The organism is Tenacibaculum salmonis (assembly GCF_041053065.1).
GTDB classification, from domain to species: Bacteria; Bacteroidota; Bacteroidia; order Flavobacteriales; family Flavobacteriaceae; genus Polaribacter; species Polaribacter pacificus_A.
The window spans coordinates 1006330-1030891 of the sequence record NZ_JBFCVV010000001.1 but is presented as its reverse complement, the minus strand read 5'-3'; the positions used below and the strand labels follow the sequence as shown (position 1 = coordinate 1030891).

At 29.2% G+C, this 24562-nt stretch carries 24 protein-coding genes; 12 read left to right on the top strand and 12 right to left on the bottom strand.

Going from position 1 to position 24562, the window contains the following annotated elements; all coding sequences use genetic code 11:
• Positions 1-4 precede the first annotated feature (4 nt).
• The 10 genes from AB0T67_RS04365 to AB0T67_RS04320 all read left to right on the top strand — a co-directional run bounded on the left by AB0T67_RS04365 (position 5) and on the right by AB0T67_RS04320 (position 10326).
• Positions 5-829: a UbiA prenyltransferase family protein gene (locus tag AB0T67_RS04365; RefSeq protein ID WP_369219307.1), complete on the top strand. Its 825-nt coding sequence runs from the start codon at positions 5-7 to the stop codon at positions 827-829.
• An 85-nt stretch (positions 830-914) separates the two neighbouring features.
• On the top strand, positions 915-2804 hold the full coding sequence (gene serA, locus AB0T67_RS04360) for a phosphoglycerate dehydrogenase (protein ID WP_369219306.1): 1890 nt from the start codon (positions 915-917) through the stop codon (positions 2802-2804).
• A gap of 92 nt (positions 2805-2896) precedes the next feature.
• Positions 2897-4165: a kynureninase gene (gene kynU / locus AB0T67_RS04355; protein WP_369219305.1), complete on the top strand. Its 1269-nt coding sequence runs from the start codon at positions 2897-2899 to the stop codon at positions 4163-4165.
• 6 nt (positions 4166-4171) lie between these two features.
• A complete protein-coding gene (locus tag AB0T67_RS04350; RefSeq protein WP_369219304.1) occupies positions 4172-5566 on the top strand; it encodes an FAD-dependent oxidoreductase in 1395 nt (464 codons plus the stop codon).
• A 60-nt stretch (positions 5567-5626) separates the two neighbouring features.
• A complete protein-coding gene (locus AB0T67_RS04345) occupies positions 5627-6031 on the top strand; it encodes a RidA family protein (RefSeq protein WP_369219303.1) in 405 nt (134 codons plus the stop codon).
• Positions 6032-6079: 48 nt separating this feature from the next.
• Positions 6080-7522, top strand: coding sequence for an aldehyde dehydrogenase (locus AB0T67_RS04340; protein ID WP_369219302.1), 1443 nt, complete (start codon positions 6080-6082; stop codon positions 7520-7522).
• Positions 7515-7733 carry a DUF6500 family protein gene (locus AB0T67_RS04335; RefSeq protein ID WP_369219301.1) on the top strand — a complete coding sequence of 73 codons (219 nt, stop codon included), beginning with the start codon at positions 7515-7517 and terminating at the stop codon, positions 7731-7733. Before AB0T67_RS04340 ends, AB0T67_RS04335 begins: the two co-directional genes overlap by 8 nt.
• A gap of 2 nt (positions 7734-7735) precedes the next feature.
• Positions 7736-8512 (top strand): SDR family oxidoreductase, encoded by a 777-nt coding sequence (locus AB0T67_RS04330; RefSeq protein WP_369219300.1) that lies wholly within the window; start codon positions 7736-7738, stop codon positions 8510-8512.
• Between the two features lie 115 nt (positions 8513-8627).
• On the top strand, positions 8628-9158 hold the full coding sequence (locus AB0T67_RS04325; RefSeq protein ID WP_369219299.1) for a 3-hydroxyanthranilate 3,4-dioxygenase: 531 nt from the start codon (positions 8628-8630) through the stop codon (positions 9156-9158).
• Positions 9159-9240: 82 nt separating this feature from the next.
• Positions 9241-10326, top strand: coding sequence for an amidohydrolase family protein (locus AB0T67_RS04320; protein WP_369219298.1), 1086 nt, complete (start codon positions 9241-9243; stop codon positions 10324-10326).
• A 108-nt stretch (positions 10327-10434) separates the two neighbouring features.
• On the opposite strand, the gene AB0T67_RS04315 is transcribed toward AB0T67_RS04320, so the two are convergent.
• From AB0T67_RS04315 to rsfS, 10 genes are all read right to left on the bottom strand, one after another.
• Complete coding sequence (locus AB0T67_RS04315) at positions 10435-11775, bottom strand: TolC family protein (RefSeq protein ID WP_369219297.1); 1341 nt, start codon at positions 11773-11775, stop codon at positions 10435-10437.
• A 56-nt stretch (positions 11776-11831) separates the two neighbouring features.
• Positions 11832-13187 (bottom strand): HlyD family secretion protein, encoded by a 1356-nt coding sequence (locus tag AB0T67_RS04310; RefSeq protein WP_369219296.1) that lies wholly within the window; start codon positions 13185-13187, stop codon positions 11832-11834.
• A gap of 13 nt (positions 13188-13200) precedes the next feature.
• Complete coding sequence (locus tag AB0T67_RS04305) at positions 13201-14865, bottom strand: peptidase domain-containing ABC transporter (protein ID WP_369219295.1); 1665 nt, start codon at positions 14863-14865, stop codon at positions 13201-13203.
• On the bottom strand, positions 14852-15535 hold the full coding sequence (locus tag AB0T67_RS04300; protein WP_369219294.1) for a TetR/AcrR family transcriptional regulator: 684 nt from the start codon (positions 15533-15535) through the stop codon (positions 14852-14854). The genes AB0T67_RS04305 and AB0T67_RS04300 overlap by 14 nt, the downstream gene beginning before the upstream one ends.
• Before the next feature lie 176 nt (positions 15536-15711).
• A complete protein-coding gene (locus AB0T67_RS04295) occupies positions 15712-16341 on the bottom strand; it encodes a YceI family protein (RefSeq protein ID WP_369219293.1) in 630 nt (209 codons plus the stop codon).
• A 5-nt stretch (positions 16342-16346) separates the two neighbouring features.
• Positions 16347-16604 carry an acyl-CoA-binding protein gene (locus AB0T67_RS04290; protein ID WP_271231635.1) on the bottom strand — a complete coding sequence of 86 codons (258 nt, stop codon included), beginning with the start codon at positions 16602-16604 and terminating at the stop codon, positions 16347-16349.
• Positions 16605-16612: 8 nt separating this feature from the next.
• On the bottom strand, positions 16613-17407 hold the full coding sequence (locus tag AB0T67_RS04285; protein ID WP_369219292.1) for a phosphatidate cytidylyltransferase: 795 nt from the start codon (positions 17405-17407) through the stop codon (positions 16613-16615).
• A 3-nt stretch (positions 17408-17410) separates the two neighbouring features.
• Positions 17411-18001 carry an LUD domain-containing protein gene (locus AB0T67_RS04280; RefSeq protein WP_369219291.1) on the bottom strand — a complete coding sequence of 197 codons (591 nt, stop codon included), beginning with the start codon at positions 17999-18001 and terminating at the stop codon, positions 17411-17413.
• An 11-nt stretch (positions 18002-18012) separates the two neighbouring features.
• Complete coding sequence (ftsH, locus tag AB0T67_RS04275; RefSeq protein ID WP_369219290.1) at positions 18013-19944, bottom strand: ATP-dependent zinc metalloprotease FtsH; 1932 nt, start codon at positions 19942-19944, stop codon at positions 18013-18015.
• A gap of 27 nt (positions 19945-19971) precedes the next feature.
• Positions 19972-20340: a ribosome silencing factor gene (gene rsfS / locus AB0T67_RS04270; protein ID WP_271231639.1), complete on the bottom strand. Its 369-nt coding sequence runs from the start codon at positions 20338-20340 to the stop codon at positions 19972-19974.
• Positions 20341-20426: 86 nt separating this feature from the next.
• Between rsfS and AB0T67_RS04265 the strand changes: the two genes are divergently transcribed.
• Positions 20427-21164 (top strand): biotin--[acetyl-CoA-carboxylase] ligase, encoded by a 738-nt coding sequence (locus AB0T67_RS04265; RefSeq protein ID WP_369219289.1) that lies wholly within the window; start codon positions 20427-20429, stop codon positions 21162-21164.
• Position 21165: 1 nt separating this feature from the next.
• Here the strand turns inward: AB0T67_RS04265 and AB0T67_RS04260 are convergent, their stop codons facing one another.
• Together AB0T67_RS04260 and pyrE are read right to left on the bottom strand one after the other, a co-directional pair.
• Positions 21166-21555 (bottom strand): SRPBCC family protein, encoded by a 390-nt coding sequence (locus tag AB0T67_RS04260; protein ID WP_271231641.1) that lies wholly within the window; start codon positions 21553-21555, stop codon positions 21166-21168.
• Positions 21556-21561: 6 nt separating this feature from the next.
• Positions 21562-22215: an orotate phosphoribosyltransferase gene (pyrE, locus tag AB0T67_RS04255; RefSeq protein WP_369219288.1), complete on the bottom strand. Its 654-nt coding sequence runs from the start codon at positions 22213-22215 to the stop codon at positions 21562-21564.
• Between the two features lie 442 nt (positions 22216-22657).
• Between pyrE and dnaK the strand changes: the two genes are divergently transcribed.
• Positions 22658-24544 (top strand): molecular chaperone DnaK, encoded by a 1887-nt coding sequence (gene dnaK / locus AB0T67_RS04250; protein ID WP_239759727.1) that lies wholly within the window; start codon positions 22658-22660, stop codon positions 24542-24544.
• Positions 24545-24562 lie beyond the last annotated feature (18 nt).

Genomic DNA, 24562 nt, shown 5'->3' with positions numbered 1-24562 from the left:
TGTAATGAATCTTTTAAAAAAACTCTTTAATTTTTATATAAATTCTAGTTTTCATGTAGCTTTGGCTGTATATTGTTTTGTTCGGATAACAGAACTGTACTTTAATTTAGCATATAATGAATCCTTAGATTTTTTCCTTTTTTACGGAACAATTACAGGTTATAATTTTGTAAAATATGCTGGTGTAGCCAAATTACATCATAGAAGTTTAACTACACATTTAAAAATAATTCAACTTTTTTCGTTGGTTTGTTTTTTGCTGATGTGCTTTTATGCAACTAAATTAAAAGTAAATACACTATTGTTTTTTGTTCCCTTCGGATTGTTAACTTTTTTATATGCAATTCCTTTTTTAAGTGGATTTCAAAAAAATTTGCGAAGTATCAGTTATTTAAAAATAGTAATTGTTGCTTTAGTTTGGATGGGATCGACTGTGTTTTTACCTCTTTTTGATGCAGATATAATATTTTTAAATAATATTTATTTAATAGCTCTTCAGCGATTTTTACTTGTTGTTGTTTTAATTTTACCTTTCGATATTAGAGATGTGCAGTACGATGCTGTTTCACTACAAACAATTCCTAAAGAAATAGGAATAAAACAAACCAAAAAACTAGGATATATATTACTTTCAGTTTGTTTACTAATTGAGTTTATAATAACACCTAATGCTTACTTTAAAAATATTTTTTTAATAATATTTAGTCTTATTTTAATGTTATTGATGAGGTCATCAGAAAAACAATTTAAATATTATAGTTCTTTTATAGTGGAAGCTGTTCCTATTATTTGGTGGATATTATTGTTAATAGCTTCATTTTATTATTGATAAAAAAATATAAAACTTCTTTTTTTATTAACGTTCCTTTTTAAATTCATTTGTATTTTTGGTTATTCACTTGTAATATAATACTATGGCACCAAAAAGAAGTTTTGTTTTCGATTTTGATAGTACGCTAACAAAAGTAGAAGCTTTAGATATTTTAGCAGAAATTACTTTAATCGGAAATCCGAAGAAAAAAGAAATTATCAATCAAATTATAGCAATAACAAATCAAGGAATTGATGGCGAAATATCTTTTACCGAATCTTTAGAAAAACGTATTCAATTACTAAAGGCTAAAAAATCCGATTTACCTTTATTGATAAAAGAATTAAGACAAAAAGTTTCTCGTTCGATAGAAACTAATAAAGCTTTTTTTAAAGATTTTTCAGATGATATTTACATTATATCCGCAGGTTTTAAAGAGTTTATAGTTCCGATAGTTGCCGAATATAATATTCCTTCGGAAAGAGTTTATGCAAATACTTTTCTGTTTGATGAAAATGAGGTGATTATTGGTTTTGATACTGAAAATTCACTTTCAAAACACAACGGAAAAATTGAGTGCTTACAAAACTTAAATTTACCTAGAGAAATACAAGTTATTGGAGATGGTTATAGTGATGCCGTAACCAAAAAAGCGGGTGTTGCTGATACTTTTTTTGCTTATACTGAAAATGTACAAAGAGCAAAAACAATTGAAAATGCCGATTATATTACACCTAATTTAGATGAATTTTTATACCTAAACAATTTGCCAAGAAATATATCATATCCAAAGAATAGAATTAAAATTTTATTATTAGAAAACGTACATCCTGATGCGTTTACCAAATTAACTGCCGATGGTTTTACAGTAGAAACTGTATCAAAAAGTTTATCCGAAGAAGAATTAATTACTAAGTTAAAAGATGTTCATGTTTTAGGAATTCGTTCAAAAACGCAGGTTACTAAAAAAGTAATTGAAGCTGCCGATAAATTAATGGTTGTCGCTGCTTTTTGTATCGGAACAAAACAAATTAATTTAGAATCTTGTAAAGAAAATGGTGTAGTTGTTTTTAATGCACCTTATAGTAATACACGTTCGGTTGTTGAATTGGCAATTGGTGAAATTATTATGTTAATGCGTAGTGTTTTTCAACGAAGTACCGAAATTCATAACGGTCAGTGGAATAAAACAGCGCAAGGTTCAAGAGAAGTTCGTGGTAAAAAATTAGGAATTGTTGGCTATGGAAATATCGGAAAACAATTATCTGTTTTAGCTGAATCTTTAGGAATGGACGTTTATTATTATGATGTTGAAGATACGCTAGCCTTAGGAAATGCCAAAAGAATAACGACTTTAAAAGAGTTATTAAATATTTCGGATGTAATAACATTACATGTTGATGATAATGAAGCGAACAAAAATTATATTGGAGCAGAAGAAATTGTTCAAATGAAAGATGGTGTTCATTTAGTAAATCTTTCTCGTGGATTTGTGGTAAATATTGATGCTTTAGTTGAAGGTTTAAAATCTGGTAAGATTGCAGGAGCTGCTGTTGATGTATATCCTGAAGAACCTGCAAAAAATGGGGAGTTTTATACTCCTTTAAAAGGTTTGCCAAACGTAATTCTAACGCCTCATGTTGGCGGAAGTACAGAGGAAGCTCAAAAAGATATTGCCGATTTTGTGCCGAGTAAAATAATGGCGTACATGAATTCTGGAAATACTGTTGATGCAGTAAATTTTCCAAATATCAGATTACCACGTCAAACAAATGCGCATCGATTTTTACATATTCATGAGAATGTATCAGGAGTTATGGCGAAAATCAACAAAGTATTGGCTAAATATGAACTGAATATTACAGGGCAATATTTATCTACAGATGCTAAAGTTGGGTACGTTATTACCGATGTAAATAAAATATATGATGATGAAGTAATTACTAAACTTCGTAAAATAGAAGGAACGATTAAGTTTCGAATTTTATATTAAATATTTAAAACAAAAAGAAAGCTATTTGATAAATTACTGATAGATTAAAAAATGATTGTTTTATCTTTGATGACAATCATTTTTTTTATCAGATGAAGTATCAAAATACATTAGATTACGCACAACAACAAGACAAAGAAGATAAGTTAGCGCACTTGCGCAATCAATTTCATATTCCGAAAGATAAAAAAGGTAACGACTGGTTATACTTTACAGGAAATTCTTTAGGATTACAGCCTAAATCGACTAAAAAATACATCAATCAAGAATTAGAAGATTGGGCAAAATATGGCGTAGAAGGGCATTTTGAAGGAGAAACTCCTTGGTTACCATATCATGAGTTTTTAACCGAAAATATGGCAAAAATAGTGGGAGCAAAATCGCTAGAAGTTGTTGTTATGAATACCTTAACAACTAATTTGCATTTATTGATGGTGTCTTTTTATCAGCCTACGAAAAAGAAATACAAAATTGTAATAGAATCTGACGCTTTTCCTTCGGATAGATATGCAGTACAATCTCAATTAAATTTTCATGGATTTGATGCATCCGAAGGTTTAATAGAATGGAAACCAAGAAAAGGCGAAGAATTATTAAATATTGAAGATTTAGAAGCAATTATTGCTGAACAGGGTGATGAGATTGCGTTGTTATTAATTGGCGGTGTTAATTATTACACAGGTCAATATTTAGATTTAAAGCGAATTGCTGAAATAGGACATTCAAAAGATTGTTTTGTTGGAATAGACTTGGCACACGGAGCAGGAAATATTTCTCCTGAATTACACAACTCAGGTGTAGATTTTGCAGCTTGGTGTACTTATAAATACTTAAATTCAGGTCCTGGAAGTTTAGGAGGATTATTTGTTCACGAAAAACACGCTACTAATAAAGAGTTACCTCGTTTTGCTGGTTGGTGGAATCATAATAAAGAAACACGTTTTAATATGCGTCAACCTTTTGATGTAATGGCTGGTGCTGAGGGTTGGCAATTATCGAATCCTCCAATATTATCGATGGCAGCTATTAAAGCTTCCTTAGATATGTTTGCTGAAGTAGGAATGGAGGCTTTGCGAGAAAAATCAGAAAAATTAACAGGATATTTTGAGTTTTTAATCAACGAAATAAATTCAGAACATATTAAAATTATAACGCCTTCAAATCCAAAAGAAAGAGGGTGTCAATTATCTATTCAAGTTAAAAATGCAGATAAAAATTTACACAAAAAGCTAACCGAAAATAATATTATTACCGATTGGCGTGAGCCAGATGTTATCCGTTGCGCACCAACCCCAATGTATAATTCTTTTGAAGATGTTTATAAAATGGTAAGTATTTTAAAAGGATTGTTATCAAAATAAATCAATATGAATAAACAAGATAATATATTAATAATAGGTGCAGGTTTATGCGGAAGCTTATTAGCTTTACGATTGGCGCAAAGAGGATACAAGGTTTCCGTATATGAAAGCAGACCAGATTTAAGAACTATTGATATTTCAGCAGGTCGTTCTATAAATTTAGCTTTATCTGATAGAGGTTTTAAAGCCTTGCGTTTAGCAGGTGTTGCCGAAAAAGCTCGTGAAATTTGTATTCCAATGTACGGAAGATTGATTCATGATATTGAAGGAAATATATTTTCATCAAATTATTCAGGTAGAGATAACGAGTGTATCAATTCAATTTCAAGAGGAGATTTAAATGCTATTTTATTAACAGAAGCTGAAAAACACGAAAATGTAACCATTCATTTTAATAAGAAATGTATTGCTGTAAATATTGAAAATACAATAGCACATTTTGAAAATTATCATACAAAAGAAGAATTTTCTATAAATGCTGAGGTGATTTTTGGTACTGATGGAGCTGGTTCTGTTTTGAGAAAAAGTTATTATTTAGAACGAAAATTCTTGTTTAGTTATTCTCAAAATTATTTATCTCACGGATATAAAGAGTTAGAAATTCCTGCGGATAAATTAGGGAGTCATCAAATAAGTAGCGAGCATTTACATATTTGGCCTCGTGGTGCGTATATGTTAATTGCGCTTCCGAATATGGACGGCAGCTTTACCGTTACGCTGTTTTTAAGTTATGATGAAGGAAAATACAATTTCAATAATTTAATATCCGAAGAAAAAATAACTGAGTTTTTTGAAACACAATTTCCTGATGCGTTAAAATTAATTCCGAATATTAAACAAGAGTTTTTAAATAATCCAACAGGAGCATTGGGAACTGTAAAATGTTCACCTTGGTATTATCAGAATAAAACTATTTTATTAGGAGATGCAGCGCATGCAATCGTGCCATTTTACGGGCAAGGAATGAATGCTTCTTTTGAAGATATTACCATTTTTGATGAAATTCTTAATCAAAATTTAGGAGATTGGGAAACTGTTTTTAAAACCTACGAAAAAGCAAGAAAAGAAAATACCGATGCTATTGCTGATTTAGCAATTGATAATTTTCATGAAATGAAAAACCATGTTGCTAATCCGTTATTTAAGGAAAAGAGAAAATTAGAAATGGATTTAGAAAAAGCATTTCCAAATGAATATTTTTCTAAATATTCGATGGTTACTTTTAAAGAAGATATTCCGTATGCTGATGCCATGAAAAAAGGACGTGCGCAAGATAAAGCATTGTTAAATTTGGTAGCTGATTCTGATTTTAAACAAACTGATAATTTACGTGATATTCTTGAAAAAGTACAAAAAGAAACAACAGAAATTTTAAAGGAAGATAAAATAGCAGGATTGTAAAAATAATTTAGAATCTATCGATTTTTAAAATCGATGAGGTTTATTATCTAACAAATAAAAATGGAAAAAAAAGTAACACCAAGAGGAGCATATCCACATGTAAAAGTTGTCGGAGATTTTATTTTTGTATCAGGAACAAGTTCACGTAGAGCAGACAATAGTATTGTTGGAGTTGATATTATTGACGAAATGGGAACGAAATATTTGAATGCGGAAACTCAAACACGTGAAGTTTTAAAAAACATTGATAAAAACTTACAAACTGTAGGCGTAAGTATCAAAGATGTTGTTGATGTTTCTACATTTTTAGTAAATATGAATGATTTTGCAGGATATAATAAAGCGTATGCCGAGTTTTTTGATAAAGAAACAGGTCCAACACGCACTACTGTTGCTGTACATCAATTACCACATCCTGATTTGGTGGTGGAAATTAAAGTGACGGCTTATAAGAAAGTGAACTAAACGATATATTATAGGTTTTAAAATCTATAAGATTTAGAGAATCAAAATATGAATATCAAAAATTATATAAACGGTGAATTTATCAATCCAATCAAAAATAATTGGGTAGATAATTATAATCCATCAATTGGAGAAATATATGGGCAAATTCCTGATTCTACAAATGAAGATATTGAGTTAGCATATCAATCTGCAAAGAAAGCATTTCCAAGTTGGTCGAATACAACTTTAGAAGAACGAAGCGTTATTTTATCAAAAATATCAAAATTGATAAAAGAAAAATTATCTTTTTTAGCTGAAGCAGAATCTAAAGATAATGGGAAACCTATCAGTTTAGCAAAACAAATTGATATTCCAAGAGCAGCAAGTAATTTTCAGTTTTTTGCAAATGCTATAACGCAGTTTTCTTCGGAAGCGCATGAAAGTGTTGGTTTAAATGCGATGAATTTTACTTTACGTCAGCCTATTGGCGTGGTTGGTTGTATTTCGCCTTGGAATTTGCCGTTATATTTATTTACGTGGAAAATAGCACCAGCCATCGCCGCAGGAAATTGTGTAGTTGCAAAACCAAGTGAAATTACGCCAATGACAGCGTATTTATTAGGTGAGATATGTACCGAAGCAGGTTTGCCGAAAGGAGTTTTAAATATTGTTCACGGATTAGGAACAACTACAGGGCAAGCAATTGTGGAACATCCGAATATAAAAGCTATTTCTTTTACAGGTGGAACTACAACAGGTGCGCATATTGCACGAGTTGCCGCGCCAATGTTTAAAAAATTATCGTTAGAGTTAGGAGGAAAGAATCCGAATTTGATTTTTGCCGATTGTGATTATGATAAAATGTTAGCAACGACTGTTAAATCTTCATTTGCTAATCAAGGTCAGATTTGTTTGTGCGGAAGTAGAATTTTTGTGGAAGAAAAAATATATGAACAATTTAAAAAAGATTTTGTTCAAAAAGTATCTGAATTAAAAGTAGGGAATCCTGCTAATAATGACACAAGTATTGGTGCTTTGGTATCAAAAGAGCATCTAGAAAAAGTAAAATCATATATTGATATTACTGACCAAGAAGGCGGAAAAATCCTTTTTGGAGGTAATAAAGTTATCGTAAAAGGAAGTGAAAATGGTTATTATTTACAACCGACAATTATTGAAGTTTCTGATAATAAATGCAGATTAAATCAAGAAGAAATTTTTGGTCCTGTAGTTACTATTATGTCTTTTAAAACCGATGAAGAAGCTTTGACTTTGGCAAATGATGTTAAATACGGATTATCGGCAACATTATGGACAAACAACTTAAATAGAACTATGCAATTATCAAAACAATTAAATACAGGAATTGTTTGGGTTAATACTTGGTTATTACGAGATTTGAGAACGCCTTTTGGCGGACAAAAACAAAGTGGCGTAGGAAGAGAAGGCGGTTTTGAAGCGCTGCGATTTTTTACAGAAGCAAAAAATATATGTATCAGCTATGAATAAAGAAATAAGACAAAAAATTATTGAAGTTTGTGATACTAAAATTGATAAAAAAGGAACAAATGTAGGCTTATCTTTCTATGTATTTTTTAAGAATAAAAATGATAATCCGAAGTTATTAATGGAAGTTGCAAAATGGTGGATTGAAAAACATCAATTAGATCATTTTGAAAAAGCTGTTAAAATTAAAACAATGATTCAAAATAACGATTAGATATGAATTTAAATATACAAAATAAAAATGCCTTAGTTTGTGGAAGTACTCAAGGTATTGGTTTAGCATCGGCAATTGGTTTAGCTAACGAAGGTGTAAATATAACTTTAGTTGCTCGTAATGAAGAGAAACTAAAAAAAGTGTTAGCAGAATTACCAAATGATAATCAAAATCATAATTATATAGTTGCTGATTTTTCGAATCCGAACGAATTAAAAGAAAGAATTGAAGCTTCAAAGTTGAATTTTCATATTTTAGTTAATAACACAGGAGGTCCTGCTGGTGGCGCTATTTTTAATGCCGAATTATCAGAATTTGAAAACGCTTTTACACAGCATTTAAAATGTAATCATGTATTGGTACAAGCGGTTGTTCCGTTTATGAAAGATGCTGGTTTTGGTAGAATTATTAATATAATATCTACATCAGTAAAACAACCTTTGGATGGATTAGGTGTTTCAAATACTATTCGTGGTGCAGTTGCTAGTTGGTCTAAAACATTGGCAAATGAATTAGGTGCATTCAATATTACAGTAAATAACGTATTACCTGGTGCTACGGGAACAGAGCGATTAAAAGAAATTATCAATAATAAAGCAGCTAAAACAGGTTTATCTATTGAGGTAGTTTCACAAAATATGATGAACGCTTCACCTGCTAAACGTTTTGCAAAACCTGAAGAAGTTGCTAATGCCGTAGTTTTTTTAGCAAGTGAAAAAGCTAGTTTTATCAACGGAATAAATGTTCCTGTTGATGGTGGAAGAACGAAAAGTTTGTAAATAAAAACGAAATTTGCGTTAGGGATTGAAGCGGCATCCTTTTTATAAAACTTTTCTTTTATAAAAAGATATAGCGGAAAGCCCGACCTTTAGGGAACGCCCAAAATATATAAATATGAATTTAGTACAGCCTTTAAATTTTAAAAAGTGGATTGATGAAAATCGTCATTTATTAAAACCGCCTGTTGGAAATAAACAGGTCTGGGATAATGGCGATTATATTGTAATGGTTGTTGGAGGACCTAACAATAGAAAAGATTATCATTATAACGAAACACCAGAATTTTTTTATCAGGTAGAAGGGGATATGGTTCTGAAAATTATTGATAATAATGGTAAAATGATTGATGTCGAAATTAATGAAGGAGATATTTATTTATTGCCTGCTAAAGTTCCGCATTCGCCACAACGTAAAGAAAATACTGTTGGTTTGGTTATTGAATATCCAAGGTCGGAAGGAATGTTGGATGCTTTAGAATGGTATTGCGAAAATTGCGGAAATCAGCTATACAGAGAAGAATTTGCTTTAGATAATATTGAAACTGATATGCCCGTTATTTTTGATAAATATTATTCTGATAATCAGAAATGTACGTGTTCTAATTGCGGAACAATTATGAATCCTCCGAATAAAATTAAAAAATAAAGATGTTGTTTGATACTATAAAAACAACGTAATTTATATTTTAAAAAAATATTGCAACGATTATCACCAAATAATAAAAGAAATGGAAAAACGTAAACTACGAATAAACGGACATTCACATTTATTGCCTTATCCTGAGCAAATTCCTCAGTTTATGAAGGATAAAGAAATTTTTTGGGTAGATGATGAACGTAAACATATGTTACAAAAAGGTTGGAAACGTCCTGTAACAGATTCTAGTTTTTTCTTAGATGAAAAGCTTCGTTGGATGGAAAAAAATAAGTTAGATCATGCGGTGGTTTTAAACTTATCACAATTATATGGTAACGGATTGCGTTTGGAAGAAATGAAAAAAGCATTGCGTTTTCAGAATGATTTTAACGCAAAAGTACAACACGATCATCCTGATAAATTTACTTGTGGTTTTGTAGTTCACCCTGGTTTTATTTATGGTGCTTTGTACGAAATGGAACGCTGTGTGGAGGAATTAGGTTTAAAAGTTTTGTGTTTACCAACGCATTTTATGGATTCGATAGGGCAGTGGCGTTGTGTTTTTGATAAAGAAAATGACCGTATTTTTGAATTAGCTGATAAGTATAAATTAGCTATTGAAATTCATCCGTATGATGGCGATAAAATGATAAAATTAGAAAATACCAATTGGCGTTTTCATTTAATTTGGATGTTGGCACAATGTGGTGATGCGTATCATTTTTATACGTTAAACGGAATGCAAGAGCGTTTTAAAAATATCAGAACTTGTTTTGCACACGGCGGACAATTGGCACAAATGAATTTAGGACGTAGGATTCAAGGTTTTGATGGTCGTCCTGATTTATTTGAAGGAAAAACGCATCCTAGAAAAGCAGTTGGTCATCCAAATATTTTCTTTGATACCTTGGTACATGATACTGATTCATTAAAATTAATGATTGACAAACAAGGCTCAAATCAAATAATTATGGGCTTAGATGATCCGTATCCGTTAGGAGAAATGGAAAATGATGCGCAATCTTCGTATCCTGGGAAATTGTTAGATTTGGCTATTGATAGAGATATTATCAATCAAAAACAATATCATGAAATTTGGGAAGACAACACTTTACGTTGGTTATTTGGTGATGATGAAAAAGCAAAACAAGACTTAATTACTAAGATTTTAGGCTAATTTTTTTAGACTATTTTATTATAATATATCAACAAAAAAACCGCTTTATTACAAGTTTATATTTCTTGTTACAAAGCGGTTTTTTATAAATTAATAATAAAATATTTTTTAGATATCTGTTAATTTACCTAATAATTTAATTAGCTTACTTTTTGTTTTAGCGTATTCATATTCGTTTTTGATGGCTTTTAAATTAGTTTCAATTAATTTAACTTCTCTGTAATTTATTAAAAATAACGAGCTTTCACCTAGCGAAAATTTTCGTTCTTCACTTTTAACAATTGTTTTATAATTACTAACTAAATTGGTTAAGATATTTTGTTGTTTTTGATACGATACAATTTCTTGTTTAGTTGCTTTAATTTTATTTTGCAAAATTATTTTTGTTGATGAAATTTCAAAATCTAAATCTTGTAATTTTATTTTTGCAATTTTTAAATCACCTCTTGATTTTCTTAAAAATAACGGCACACTAACTTGCAACGAGTTTTTGTAATTTGAAGCGTTAAAAGAATCAAAATTATTTACTTCTGATGATAATAAATTATATTGAAAATCTACTTTAGGAAGTAGGTTATTTATTTTTAATCGTTTATTTATCTGTAAATTATTCTTTTTTAAGCCTAATAATTTTAACTTCGGATGTTGTTCTAAATCATTTTCATCTAAATTAATTTCGGCTGTTTTTAACAGGTTATCAACCTTAGAAAATGTTGAAATATCAGGAATCATGTTATTTTTTAATTCCATCGGAATATTATTATTAATCCACAAAAAATTCGAAAAAGCTAATTTTGATTTTAAATGTTTAATACGTGCTTCTTCTAAATCTAATTTTCTGTTTTCAAGATTTATACTTGTTTCTAAAGTATCTACGGCAGCTTTATCACCTGCTTTAAAATTTTTAATAACATTGTTGTGTCTTATCGTTGCATTGGTATAATAATTTTTAAACACACTATATTGTTGATAATATTGTGTCCAATTTAAGTATGCCGAAATAGCATCAAACAAAACATTATTAACTAATAATTGCTGTTCTAATCCACTTTGTTTGGTATATATTTTGGCTTTTTTTAACGTAGCCATTCTTTTATTGATAAATAAATTTTTAGCTAACGGAATAGATATTCCTACATTATACAAACCATTTTTAGGAGTTTTATACTGAGGATTTAAATACTTTCCTGAATTATTTTCATAGCTTCCTTTTAGTTCGATACCATACCAAGTAGGAATTTTAAAAGATGAAACTAATGTTTTATAATATTCGGTATTTTTAAAGTTTTTATTACTGTAATCAACTTCTATTTTAGGATCAAAGGCACCTCTGGCTTTTAATAATTTTGCCTGATTTGTGTTTACAATAAGTTTTGCCTGCTTTATAATAGGATGATATTTTTTAACATATCCTAAGCTCTCTTCTAAAGAAAGTATGTTATTTGGCATGTTTTGAGAAAAGGAAACAAAACTTATAAATAGATATAAAAAGGATATATTTTTCATTATTTCTTTTTCTTAGAATCGGTTTTTTTTGTGTTTGGTTGATAAAAATTAGGCGGAAAACTGTTAATTTGTCGCCATAACTCATACCAAATAGGTACGTTTTCTAATAGTGCAATTGTTTTTGCTCCTGAACCAACTCTAATAGCTTTTGGCCATGGTTGTTCATCATTATTAGGAACAATTAATGCTCTGTATTTACCGTTACTGCTAATAAAATTTTCGATAGCAATAATTTTAGCTTCATAAGTTCCTGATGACATATTAGGCCAGCCACTAAAAACTATTGCAGGCCAACCATCAAACTGAACACGTACTTCTTCATTAATGTGTATTAATGGTAAATCGATAGGTTTTATATACATTTCCACTGCTAAATCATAGACCGATGGCATAATATTTATTAACTGTTCACCTTGTTTAAAAGTTTCTCCAATTCCTGATTTTATTGCCTTATTTATGTAGCCATCAAGCGGAGCTGTTATATATAATAAAGAGCTTCTTTTATTGTAATTAGCTAGGCTTGTTTGTAGTTTAGAAACTTGAACTTCTGTTTCGTAAGCGCCAGATTCAGCACTGTACAAACTACTTTGTGCTTTTGATAATTTATCAGTATAAGTAGCCATTATTCCTGAAATAGCTAATTGTGCATTGATAATATTATTTTTAGAAGTTAATAATTTGTTCTTCTGAGAAATAACTTTAGCTGAAAATTCTTGAAGCTTAGCACTTTTTTCTTCAACATCTTTAGTAGCTTTTAAACCTTCTTGTTGTAAAGTGTAAGTTCTATCATATTGAATTTTAGCGATATTTTGCTTTAAAATAACGGTTTCTAAATCAATACTATCAGTTTTAACTTTTAAGTAAGTTTGTTGTAATTTATTTTTTGCTTGTTCTGATTTTAATTTTTGTTCGTTTCTTATCGCTGAAATTTGTCTTTTTAAAGCGCCTATTTTATTGCCATATGATTTACCAGAAAGACTTTTAGATGTTAATTGATTTCCTGTTCTTTCGGCAAGTTTTGCATCGAAATAATCACTTTTTACTTCGGATATTCTTAAAATAGTATCGCCTTTTTTTACAAAATCTCCTTCTTGCACAAACCATTCTTCAATTCTTCCAGGAATTTGAGATTGTAAGGTTTGTGGGCGTTGATTAGGTTTTAAAGTCGTTACATTACCTGTGCTAGAAACATTTTGAGTCCAGGGTAAAAATAAAGTAATAACTATTGCGAATAAAAAGAATAACAAAAATTTTCTAAATAATTTATGATGCTCTTTTTTAAATATTTTTTTTCCTGATTTAAAATCAGCCAAATTAATTTGATTAGAAATACTATTATTAGATATATTTAACATTATCTCTTATAATTTATTGGTTAATGATAATTCCTTTATTAAGTGTAATTTTTTTATTACATTTTTCTTCCCATTTATCATTACTACTAACAATAATTAAGCTCCAATTTTGCGCAGGATTTGTAATAAAATCTATAATTTTAGTGGCTTCTTTCTTTTCCAATTGGTCTAAAGGATCTTCTAAAATTAAAAGTTTTGGATTTTTAATGATAGCTCTTGCTAAAATTATTTTTTTAGCAACAGTATAACCAATATTTTTACCTTCGGGTTTTAAATAAGTATCTAAACCATTAGATTGATATTTTAAAAAGTTGGTTAAACCAACAATGTCAAAAATTTCATAAATTTCATCATCTGTAATTTGCTTATTTCCAAAAGTTATATTTTGTCTTATACTACCTTCAAAAGGTGTTTCTTCAGATAATGACAACCCTAAATTAGCTCTGTAATCATTTATAAGTAAGCTTTTTATTGATAAATCATTTACAAAAATATTTCCTGATGATGGCTCAATTAATCCTGAAACTAATTGTACTAAATTCGATTTTGCAGAACTACTTTCACCTTGAATTAGTATTCTGTCTTTTGGTTTTATAACAAATGAAATGTCTTTTAAAATAGGGTTGTCTTTTCGATAAAGAAAGTATGAAATATTTTGAATTTCAATAGTAAAAGGTTTTAAGTTACTAACTTTACTACCTTTTTGATTTTCAATAGGTTTATCTATTACTTGTCCTAGTTTTTCAATAGAAGTTAATACATCGTAAAATGATTCTAAACCTAAAATTAATTTTTCAACAGAGCTTATTACTAATAAAATAATTATTTCTGCGGCAACAAATTGTCCGATATTCATTTTTTGATTTAAAACTAAAAAACCTCCCATCAATAATAAACCAGCTGTTACAATAACTTTAAAACTAATCATTTGAATGTATTGAATGATTAATATTTTAAAATGACCTTCTCTTGATTTTAAATAATCAGAGACTAAGTTATCGCTTTTATCTAAAGCTAATTTTGTTTTTCCTGATAATTTAAAACTGATAATTGTTCTGGCTATTTCTTGTAACCAATGTGCTACTTTATATTTATTTTTAGATTCATTTAAACTAGTTTCTAATCCAATTTTAGCAGTATATTTAAATACAATGTAAATTAATAATAGTAGTAAAAATCCGAATAAAATAAAAAAAGGATGATAAAAAGATAATAATAATAAAGCAAAAATAATTTGTAAAAAAGCCGAAGGAACATCAATTAAAACTTTTGAAATTCCTTTTTGAATGGTAAGTGTATCAAAAAAACGATTGGCTAATTCAGGAGGATAATAATTTCTTAATTCGCTCATTTTTATTTTAGGAAAACGATAACTAAGTTCTAAAGATGCTCTTGTAAAAATACGTTGTTGTATGGTTTCTATAATTCTAATTTGCATTAGTTTTAATACGCCACTAAAAGCTACGCCACCTGTAACAAGTATTACAAGTACTACCCACGATGCTGAAATTTCAGCTCCTTGTAATAAATTGATAATTGCTTGTATTCCTAAAGGAAGTGATAAAGCTACAATTCCTTCAAAGATGGCGTAATAAGATATTTGTAAAATATCTTTTTTTTCTAATTTTAAAAGTCCTAAAAAACGTTGCCAAGGTGTCAATGGATTATTTCCTGTCATTTGAAAGCGTGTTAAGAGTTAAATCAATAAAAAATGAAGTTGGAGAAATAGCATTGTCGCAATTTGTTAGCGATTTAAAATGTTGCTTAATAAATTGTTGATGCAATGCACCTTCAATAATTGTACTAGCTAGTGTAAGCGGATGCTGATAGCTATTGTTATAATTGCTTATTATATCAGCTAAACGTTTTACAACTTCTTTATATAATTTAAAAAAACCTTCTTTATTTTCGGTATCAACTTCTTTTGTTGAATATGATTTAGAGTTCTCATTAATTACAATTAAGTTTAATAAAACCTCATTAATATGCGAGAAATTACTGTCTTGTTCGGTTGTTTTAGTAAGTACTTCAATAGCTTTTATTAATTTTTCTTCTGAATTATTAATACTGTAAGTTTCTATAACTAATTGATATTGTATCCAACCCCAATACCAAGAAGTTAAATAGACAAGTAGTTTGTGTTTACTTTCAAAATATCTATAAATAGAGCTTTCATTAGAGCTGATTAATTTACCTAACTTTTTAAAATTAAAGCTTTCAAAACCAATATCTTCTATTAATTTAATACTGTTTTCTATAATTCGTTTACCTAAATCGGATGTTTCAGGGTCTTTAATATATATTCCAACAGGGATTTCAATTTTAATATTTGATAGAAAAGTTTTCATAAGTAAAATTTATATCTGCAAAGTTAATAGTATTGCTATTAATTAAGGGTATTATTATGTTAATTTAATGATAAATTGTTATTTTTTTTTGATTAAAAATTTATAAAGAATTATACAACATAAAAAAAGCCTTAGATTAAAATCTAAGGCTTTTTTTATGGAATATAAAATGAGTTTTATTTAAAAGTAGATGTTATATTAATAGCTACTTCATTCCAAGTTTTAGAAACTCCATCAGCTCCTTTGTGTAAATCCTTACAAACTTCATTTAAAGATGCTAAAGCTTTTTCTGCATTCCAGTCTGATATTTTTAAAGTAGTTTTTAAGTTAAAAACTTTACCGTTTACTGTATATTTGAAAGGAAGTTTTTTTGTAACTCCATTCATAGTTATGTTAGAATAACCTATTGAATCATTTTCTAAAACTAATTTTCCTGAAAGTAATTTTGTATTATCCATAATACCGAAAAAGAATTTTTTTATTTTAAAATCTCTTCCACTATCTTTTGTGAAAATACTACTTACAGGGATTGAAAATTCGGTATTATTAATAGCTTCTTTAATAGTTTTTCCTTCACCGTTAGAAGTTATTGTTATTTTTTCAAAACGACCATTAACAGGTTTTTTTTCAGTAGTTTTAAAAGCTGTCCAGTTTATGTTATTATCAGCATTTTGTACTGAAAAATTTGCTTTAACTGCTACTTTAGTTTCTTTTTTTACTGTCGGTTCTTTTTTTTCTTCTGATTTACAAGAAACAAGGCTACCAATTGCAACAAGTACGAATAAAGAGTAAATGATTTTTTTCATGATAATTATTTTATAAATAAATTTACTAGATTGATATATTCTTGTTTTGCTTCATCTTCACTCATACCTTTTAATTGAACCCAAGCATTAAATTTAAAAGCATTTCTTAAATCATTATTAGCATTAAAAGTGAATTTATCCCCTTTAATAGCCTGTTTAGAATAAGCATAAAACTTAAGCATAACATCAGGAGGTAGCTTTTTTTTAAAGTTAGAAGCTTTTTTGTATGCTTCTTCAAATGCTATGTCTAAATTATTTGCCATAAAAAATATTACATTATATAATGTATATACAAATATACGAAGGGAGCAAGGAAAAACAAACTATCAAGCCTATCTAATAATCCTCCATGTCCTGGCATAATAGTACCACTGTCTTTAACGTTGGCTTGTCTTTTAAATTTTGATTCGACTAAATCGCCTAAAGAGCCAAATACAGCTACAATAATTGCTATAATTATCCAGTTTAAAACTAAAAATTGATTTGTATATGTTCCTATTAAAAAAGCTAGTAATACTGCAAATAATAAACCACCAATAAAACCTTCAATTGTTTTTTTAGGAGATACAGATTCAAATAATTTATGTTTTCCAAAGTTTTTACCAACTAAAAATGCAAAACTATCATTTGTCCAAATTAATAAAATGATATATATAATGATATTTGGATGATATTCATTTGCAATAAAAGGTAATTTTATTAAAAAATAAAAAGGTAAAATTAAATAAATACTATGTAAAACTAGTTTTTTTAGTGTTGTATTTGTTTTTATTGGTTTTGTACTTATCAGATAATAAAGTAATCCGATTACTCCAATTAAAGAGAAACTAATTAAAAAAATATTAAAATAAAATGGTATTTCTATAGTTGATATATAGATGCTAAAAGCTAAAATTAGATAAGGGATTACATTTTTTATAGCAAGTATTCTTGAGAATTCAAAAACACATATAGCTGAAAAAATAGCAATTAATCCTATATATGATTGTGCTGAAAAAAGAATAGCAGAAATAAAAATGATTGCATAAACAAGTCCTGAAATACTTCTTGTTATAATATTGCGCATAGTTTATAAATCTTCAAAGAGAAGTAGATATAAATTTTTTGAGTTACTATTACCATAACTTAAAAAACTTTCGTCTTCAACCTCTATTTTATAGTTTGTTATTGAACTAATGTTTGTAGGGATATTACCACTAAAATGTGCTTTTATACCTGTTAATCCTTCGCTCATATTTTTTACCAATTGACTTGTTGTTGCGTATACAATAAAATTTTCTGAGTGAGAAGGTAGTTTTTCACTACCTAATTGATTAGATGAAAATAAAATATCACCATTATTGGCAATTAAGTGTTCGCAAGAAGTAAAAAAAGGTGTAGATTTAGAGTGTTTTTCATGGATATAAGTTCCTGTTTTTCTAGTAATCTTTAAAAGATTAAAATCAGAACAAGTAACTTCTTTCCAGTTGTTTTCTTGTAAAATCTGGATTAAATTTATAGATACTTCATCCATTGAAGTACAATATAAAAATTTACCACCTTTATTAATAAAGTTATGTACAAAGGAATCATCTAATGATAAATTAACTTCCTGTTCGTTAATTAATTTATCATTAGATGATTTTTGATATGATTGATATAATTTTTTAAAAAAGTTCATTCAAATAAAAACTATTCTTCAATTATTGGATTTGTTTTTATTTCTTTTTTTTCAAAAGGCCTTTCTCCAAATATTTTCTCCAAATCAGCTTTAAACATTACTTCTTTTTCAAGTAGTAATGAAGCAAGTTGGCTAAGTTTATCTTCGTGTTCACTTAAAAGATCAATGGCTCTTTGGTATTGTCCTTCAATCATTTTAGATATTTCTTCGTCAATAACTTTAGCAGTATCATCACTATAAGGTTTTACGAACCCATCATTTCCTGATGAATCATAATAGGTAACATTACCTACTTTTTCGTTTAAACCATATACAGTAACCATAGCACGAGCCTGTTTTGTAACTTTTTCTAAATCACTTAATGCTCCTGTAGAAATTTTATTGAAAATTAACTTTTCTGCAGCTCTACCACCCATAGTAGCACACATTTCATCAAGCATTTGCTCTGTTTGAATAATTTTTCTTTCTTCAGGAAGATACCAAGCAGCACCTAATGATTGACCACGAGGAACGATAGTAACTTTTACTAAAGGAGCAGCGTGTTCTAACATCCAACTTACAGTAGCATGACCAGCTTCATGAAAAGCAATTACTTCTTTTTCTTTAGGAGTAATTACCTTATTTTTCTTTTCTAAACCACCTACAATTCTATCAACAGCATCTAAAAAGTCTTGGTGTTCAATAGCTTCTTTGTTGTTTCTTGCAGCAATTAAAGCAGCTTCATTACAAAGGTTAGCAATATCTGCACCAGAAAAACCAGGTGTTTGTTGAGCTAATAATTCTAAATCAGCATTTTCAGCTAATTTTAATGGTTTAATATGTACTTCAAAAATTTCTCTACGTTCGTGTAAATCTGGTAAATCAACATAAATTTGACGGTCAAAACGACCTGCACGCATCAAGGCTTTATCTAAAACATCGGCACGGTTTGTAGCAGCTAATACAATAACATTTGTATCTGTTCCAAAACCATCCATTTCTGTTAAAAGCTGATTTAACGTGTTTTCACGTTCATCATTACCACCAGTCATACTATTTTTTCCTCTTGCACGACCAATAGCATCAATCTCATCAATAAAAATAATAGAAGGCGATTTTTGTTGAGCTTGTTTAAATAAATCTCTTACACGAGAAGCACCTACACCAACAAACATTTCAACAAAATCAGAACCTGATAATGAAAAGAAAGGAACACCTGCTTCACCAGCTACTGCTTTGGCTAATAAAGTTTTTCCTGTTCCAGGAGGTCCTACTAATAAAGCACCTTTAGGTATTTTACCACCTAATTTAGTGTATTTTTCAGGTGTTTTTAAGAAGTCTACAATTTCTTGAATTTCTTCTTTTGCACCTTCCAAACCAGCTACGTCTTTAAAAGTTGTTTTAACTTTAGTATCTTGATCAAAAAGTTTTGCTTTTGATTTACCAATGTTAAAAATTTGACCACCGCCACCACCAGCACCAGCACCACCGCCAGACATTCTTTTCATAAAGAAAATCCAAACACCTATTAATATGATAAAAGGTAGAAAGTCAAATAGTGTTGTTATTAAACTTGTAGGTTCTACATTTTTTCTATCAAAATCAAGATTCTTTTCAGCTTTCTCTTTTTTGATTTCGTTTTCGAAATTTTGTAAATCACCAAAATTATAAGTGTATAAAGGAGCACCTTTTCTGTAAAAAGGAGATTCCGTTATCTTTTTATGCTCTTCTTTTTTCTCTGCATCACTTTTTAAGAATACTTGAGCAATATTGTTGTTTTCAATAACGATTTTTTGAATATCGTTTCCCTGTAAAATTTTATTGAACTCGTTTTTTGAAATATTACGAGAACCTAAATTACTGGAGTTTAAAAAACTCAACCCTAATAGAATAACTAATATTGGTATATATAGCCAAAATGAATTAAAAGTAAATTTTGGAGCATTTTTTTTCTTATCACTCATAAAATTATGTGTCTAAATTATTAGGAACTATTTTGGGTTAATTTGCGTGATTTTAGCATCACCCCAAAGACTTTCAATATCGTAATAGTCACGTATTTGCTTTTGAAAAACATGAACAACAACGTGTACATAATCCATTAAAACCCATTCCGAATTTCCTTGTCCTTCAATGTGCCAAGCCTTATCTTTAAGTTCTTTACTTACCATTTTCTGTACCGAGTTAGAAATGGCACTTACTTGTGTGTTTGAGTTTCCTGAGCAGATTATAAAATAATCGCAAACAGTGTTTTCTATTTCTCTTAAATCTAGTAATTGGATGTCTTCTCCTTTTACTTCTTCAATCCCTTTTATAATCACAGATATTAAATCGTCTGTGCTTGCTTGTTTTTTAGTCATCAAAAAAATTATATTTTTAGCAAAGTTATTATATTTTTGCGAGTAATTTACTTAATATTGATACTTGTTTTATTCGCAAAGCTTATATGAAAATAATCAAACTTGATGCCATTGATTCTACCAATTCTTTTTTAAAGGATATGTCAGCAAAAGTTAGTCTAGATAATTTTACGGTAGTAGTTGCTAAAAAGCAAACTTTAGGTAGAGGGCAAATGAATGCTAATTGGAATTCAGAAGAAGGTAAAAGCTTAACCTTTAGTGTGTTTTATAAGTTTTGTAATCTTTCTATTACTGATTATAAGTATTTGAATTATAGTGTTTCTTTAAGTGTTTATGAAGCTGTTAATTCGTTAAAATTACCTCGATTGGCTATTAAATGGCCTAACGACATTCTGTCAGAAAATAAAAAAATAGCAGGTATTTTAATTGAAAATACTTTAAGTATAAAAAATATTAGTTCTTCAGTTATAGGAATTGGGCTTAATGTGAATCAAAATATTTTTTCAGATGCGCTACCAAATGCTTCATCTATTAAAAATATTTTAGGTAAAGATGAAGATATTGACCTCGATTTATTGTTAAATAAAGTATTAGTAAGTTTAAAAGAAAAATTAGAGCGATTAAATAAAAAAGAATATTTAGCTTTAGAAAAAGAATATTTAGCTGTTTTATATAAAAAAAATGTTCCGAGTATGTTTAAAACAAATCAGAACATTTTATTTATGGGTAAAATTATTGGAGTTTCAAGTATTGGAAATCTCCAAATAGAATTAGAAAACGAAACACTTAAAGAATTTGATATAAAAGAGGTTTCGTTTGCTTAATTTATATTTTTGAGATATTTTCAGTTAAAGTTTCAATAAACTTGGTTAATGGTTTTTTTACCATCATTGCCATCATCGGATTGAAATCTCCTTGAAAACTTAAAATAACCTCACTTTCGTTTTCAGAAATTTCAGAAATATCAGAAGACAATGTAAATGGTAATTTACTACTTGCCGCACCTAAAGTAATATTTGAATATTCGGTTTTTTCTTTCATAACCAATCTTATTTCTGGCATTCCTTTTAAACCAAAAATAAAACTATCACCATCTACTTCAAATTTTTGAGTATTTTCAGGCATCAATTGCTCAAAATTCTCTAATTTTATTAAAAAGTCAAAAACTTCTTTGGTAGATTTTTTTACGATTACTTTGTTTCCTTCAATATTCATATTGCTTTATTTTTCTTCGTTTTGTTTCCACTCACTAGGTGACACTCTCCATTCATCTAACATTCTTAGTTCTTTACTATCAATGTATTTACTGTCTAATGCCTGTTCAAGTAAATATTTATAATTACTTAAAGTGGTTAGTTCTATGTTGTCTCTTTTAAAGTTTTCGTTAGCAATGTCAAATCCGTAAGAAAAAATAGCAATCATACCTTTAACTGTTGCTTTAGCTTCTTTTAAAGCTTTTACAGCATTTAAACTACTAGTACCTGTGCTTATTAAGTCTTCAATAACAACTACGTTTTGTCCACTTTCTAAATGACCTTCTATTTGGTTTTTACGTCCATGTTTTTTAGGTTCTGGTCGTACATATACAAAAGGAACACCTAATTCTTGAGCAACTAGCATACCGATAGCAATTGCTCCAGTAGCTACACCTGCAATAACATCTGGTTTACCATGTTTTTCTTCTACTAATTTTGCAATTTCTTCTTTTAAGAAATTTCTAACAGGTACATAAGACAATGTAACTCTGTTATCACAATAAATAGGTGATTTCCATCCAGATGCCCATGTAAATGGTTCATGTGGGCTTAGTTTAATCGCCTTTATTTGCAGAAGAAGTTCTGCTGTTTTTTTTGCTGTATCTTTGTTGAAATCCATAGCGCAAATGTATAAAGTTTTTATGAATGATAAAGAAATAATTGTTAGAACTTCGTTGGAAATAAAGAGGTTTTAATTATTTTTAAATATAAAAATACAATTATTCTACGAATTATTTACGCCTTAAAATAAGATGAAATAAAAATATTTTATTAAAATATTAATCTTAAGTTCTTGTTAAGTAGTGTTTTGTTTGAATATGTAAGTTCGATTATATGATAACAATAAAATTAGTTGTCAATTAAAATTTAAGATATTTTTTTAAAAAAAATGCCATAAAATACAATTTAAATACTAAAAAGTCATAAAAAAATGACACTATGTCATTGTTGAAAAAAAAATAACTTAATTTTTCTGCCAAATCAAAAGTAATGAGCTGTTGGCACACACTTTGACTATTGTTATTTGTAAAATTGAATTAAAATTTAAGATAAATATTATTATGAGTAAAATTATAGGAATTGATTTAGGAACTACAAATTCATGTGTTTCTGTAATGGAGGGTAACGAACCAGTTGTTATACCTAATGCAGAAGGAAAAAGAACTACGCCATCTATCGTAGCATTTATTGAAGGTGGAGAACGTAAAGTTGGTGATCCAGCAAAGCGTCAAGCAGTAACTAATCCTACAAAAACAGTTTATTCTATTAAACGTTTTATGGGTAATAAATTCTCTGATTCTTCAAAAGAAGCTGCAAGAGTACCTTATAGCGTTGTAAAAGGTGATAATGATACTCCACGTGTAGATATTGATGGTCGTTTATATACGCCTCAAGAAATTTCTGCAATGGTTTTACAGAAAATGAAAAAAACAGCTGAGGACTACTTAGGAACTGATGTTTCTGAAGCAGTAATTACTGTACCAGCATACTTTAACGATGCACAACGTCAAGCTACAAAAGAAGCTGGTGAAATTGCTGGTTTAACAGTTAGAAGAATTATTAACGAACCAACTGCAGCTGCTTTAGCTTATGGTTTAGATAAATCTCATGACGATAAAAAAATCGTTGTTTTTGATTTTGGTGGTGGAACACATGATGTTTCTATCTTAGAATTAGGAGACGGTGTTTTCGAAGTATTAGCTACTGATGGTGATACTCACTTAGGTGGAGATGATGTTGATGAAAGAATTATCAACTGGTTAGCTGAAGAATTTCAAGCTGAAGAGTCAATGGACTTACGTAAAGATCCAATGTCTTTACAACGTTTAAAAGAAGCTGCTGAAAAAGCGAAGATTGAATTATCTAGCACAACTTCATCTGAAATTAACTTACCTTATATTACTGCTACTGCTTCAGGACCTAAGCATTTAGTTAGAACTTTAACTAGAGCTAAATTTGAAGCTTTAATTGATGATTTAATCAAAAGAACTATTGAGCCTTGTGCTACTGCTTTAAAAAATGCTGATTTAACTATCGACGAAATTGACGAAGTTGTATTAGTAGGTGGTTCTACTCGTATTCCTGCTATTCAGGAAGCTGTTCAAAATTTCTTTAAAAAATCACCAAGTAAAGGAGTAAACCCTGATGAAGTTGTTTCTTTAGGAGCTGCTATTCAAGGTGGAGTTTTATCTGGAGATGTAAAAGACGTATTATTATTAGATGTTACGCCTTTATCTTTAGGAATTGAAACTATGGGTAACGTATTTACTAAATTAATCGATGCAAATACTACGATTCCTACAAAGAAATCTCAAGTATTTTCTACTGCTGCTGATAACCAGCCTTCTGTAGATATTCACGTTTTACAAGGTGAAAGAGCAATGGCTGCTGATAACAATACTATCGGTCGTTTCTTATTAACTGATATTCCACCAGCTCAAAGAGGTGTTCCTCAAATTGAAGTAACTTTTGATATTGATGCAAACGGAATTATCAAAGTTTCTGCTTCTGATAAAGCTACTGGTAAAACTCAGGACATTAAAATTGAAGCTTCTTCTGGATTATCTGAAGATGAAATCAAGAAAATGAAAGCTGATGCTGAAGCAAATGCTGATGCTGATGCAAAAGCAAAAGAAACTGCTGAAAAAATCAATGAAGCTGATTCTATGATTTTTCAAACTGAAAAGCAATTAAAAGAATTTGGTGAAAAATTATCTGCGGATAAAAAAGCACCAATCGAAGCTGGTTTAGTTGAATTAAAAGCTGCTCACGAAGCTGGAGATGTTGCAAGAATTGAAGGTGCTTTAACTATTGTTAATGACGCATGGAAAGCTGCTTCTGAAGAGATGTATGCTGATAAAGGTGCAGGAGCTCAACAAGCTGAACAGCCTAAAGCTGATGACCAAGCTGATAATGTTGAAGATGTAGAATTCGAAGAAGTTAAGTAATTTAACCTCTAACATATT

Excerpts from the sequence above, each read along its gene's own strand:
- AB0T67_RS04365 (WP_369219307.1), top strand. The coding sequence starts at position 5 with ATGAATCTTTTAAAAAAACTCTTTAATTTTTATATAAATTCTAGTTTT.
- serA (WP_369219306.1), top strand. The coding sequence starts at position 915 with ATGGCACCAAAAAGAAGTTTTGTTTTCGATTTTGATAGTACGCTAACA.
- kynU (WP_369219305.1), top strand. The coding sequence starts at position 2,897 with ATGAAGTATCAAAATACATTAGATTACGCACAACAACAAGACAAAGAA.
- AB0T67_RS04350 (WP_369219304.1), top strand. The coding sequence starts at position 4,172 with ATGAATAAACAAGATAATATATTAATAATAGGTGCAGGTTTATGCGGA.
- AB0T67_RS04345 (WP_369219303.1), top strand. The coding sequence starts at position 5,627 with ATGGAAAAAAAAGTAACACCAAGAGGAGCATATCCACATGTAAAAGTT.
- AB0T67_RS04340 (WP_369219302.1), top strand. The coding sequence starts at position 6,080 with ATGAATATCAAAAATTATATAAACGGTGAATTTATCAATCCAATCAAA.
- AB0T67_RS04335 (WP_369219301.1), top strand. The coding sequence starts at position 7,515 with ATGAATAAAGAAATAAGACAAAAAATTATTGAAGTTTGTGATACTAAA.
- AB0T67_RS04330 (WP_369219300.1), top strand. The coding sequence starts at position 7,736 with ATGAATTTAAATATACAAAATAAAAATGCCTTAGTTTGTGGAAGTACT.
- AB0T67_RS04325 (WP_369219299.1), top strand. The coding sequence starts at position 8,628 with ATGAATTTAGTACAGCCTTTAAATTTTAAAAAGTGGATTGATGAAAAT.
- AB0T67_RS04320 (WP_369219298.1), top strand. The coding sequence starts at position 9,241 with ATGGAAAAACGTAAACTACGAATAAACGGACATTCACATTTATTGCCT.
- AB0T67_RS04315 (WP_369219297.1), bottom strand. The coding sequence starts at position 11,775 with ATGCCAAATAACATACTTTCTTTAGAAGAGAGCTTAGGATATGTTAAA.
- AB0T67_RS04310 (WP_369219296.1), bottom strand. The coding sequence starts at position 13,187 with ATGTTAAATATATCTAATAATAGTATTTCTAATCAAATTAATTTGGCT.
- AB0T67_RS04305 (WP_369219295.1), bottom strand. The coding sequence starts at position 14,865 with ATGACAGGAAATAATCCATTGACACCTTGGCAACGTTTTTTAGGACTT.
- AB0T67_RS04300 (WP_369219294.1), bottom strand. The coding sequence starts at position 15,535 with ATGAAAACTTTTCTATCAAATATTAAAATTGAAATCCCTGTTGGAATA.
- AB0T67_RS04295 (WP_369219293.1), bottom strand. The coding sequence starts at position 16,341 with ATGAAAAAAATCATTTACTCTTTATTCGTACTTGTTGCAATTGGTAGC.
- AB0T67_RS04290 (WP_271231635.1), bottom strand. The coding sequence starts at position 16,604 with ATGGCAAATAATTTAGACATAGCATTTGAAGAAGCATACAAAAAAGCT.
- AB0T67_RS04285 (WP_369219292.1), bottom strand. The coding sequence starts at position 17,407 with ATGCGCAATATTATAACAAGAAGTATTTCAGGACTTGTTTATGCAATC.
- AB0T67_RS04280 (WP_369219291.1), bottom strand. The coding sequence starts at position 18,001 with ATGAACTTTTTTAAAAAATTATATCAATCATATCAAAAATCATCTAAT.
- ftsH (WP_369219290.1), bottom strand. The coding sequence starts at position 19,944 with ATGAGTGATAAGAAAAAAAATGCTCCAAAATTTACTTTTAATTCATTT.
- rsfS (WP_271231639.1), bottom strand. The coding sequence starts at position 20,340 with ATGACTAAAAAACAAGCAAGCACAGACGATTTAATATCTGTGATTATA.
- AB0T67_RS04265 (WP_369219289.1), top strand. The coding sequence starts at position 20,427 with ATGAAAATAATCAAACTTGATGCCATTGATTCTACCAATTCTTTTTTA.
- AB0T67_RS04260 (WP_271231641.1), bottom strand. The coding sequence starts at position 21,555 with ATGAATATTGAAGGAAACAAAGTAATCGTAAAAAAATCTACCAAAGAA.
- pyrE (WP_369219288.1), bottom strand. The coding sequence starts at position 22,215 with ATGGATTTCAACAAAGATACAGCAAAAAAAACAGCAGAACTTCTTCTG.
- dnaK (WP_239759727.1), top strand. The coding sequence starts at position 22,658 with ATGAGTAAAATTATAGGAATTGATTTAGGAACTACAAATTCATGTGTT.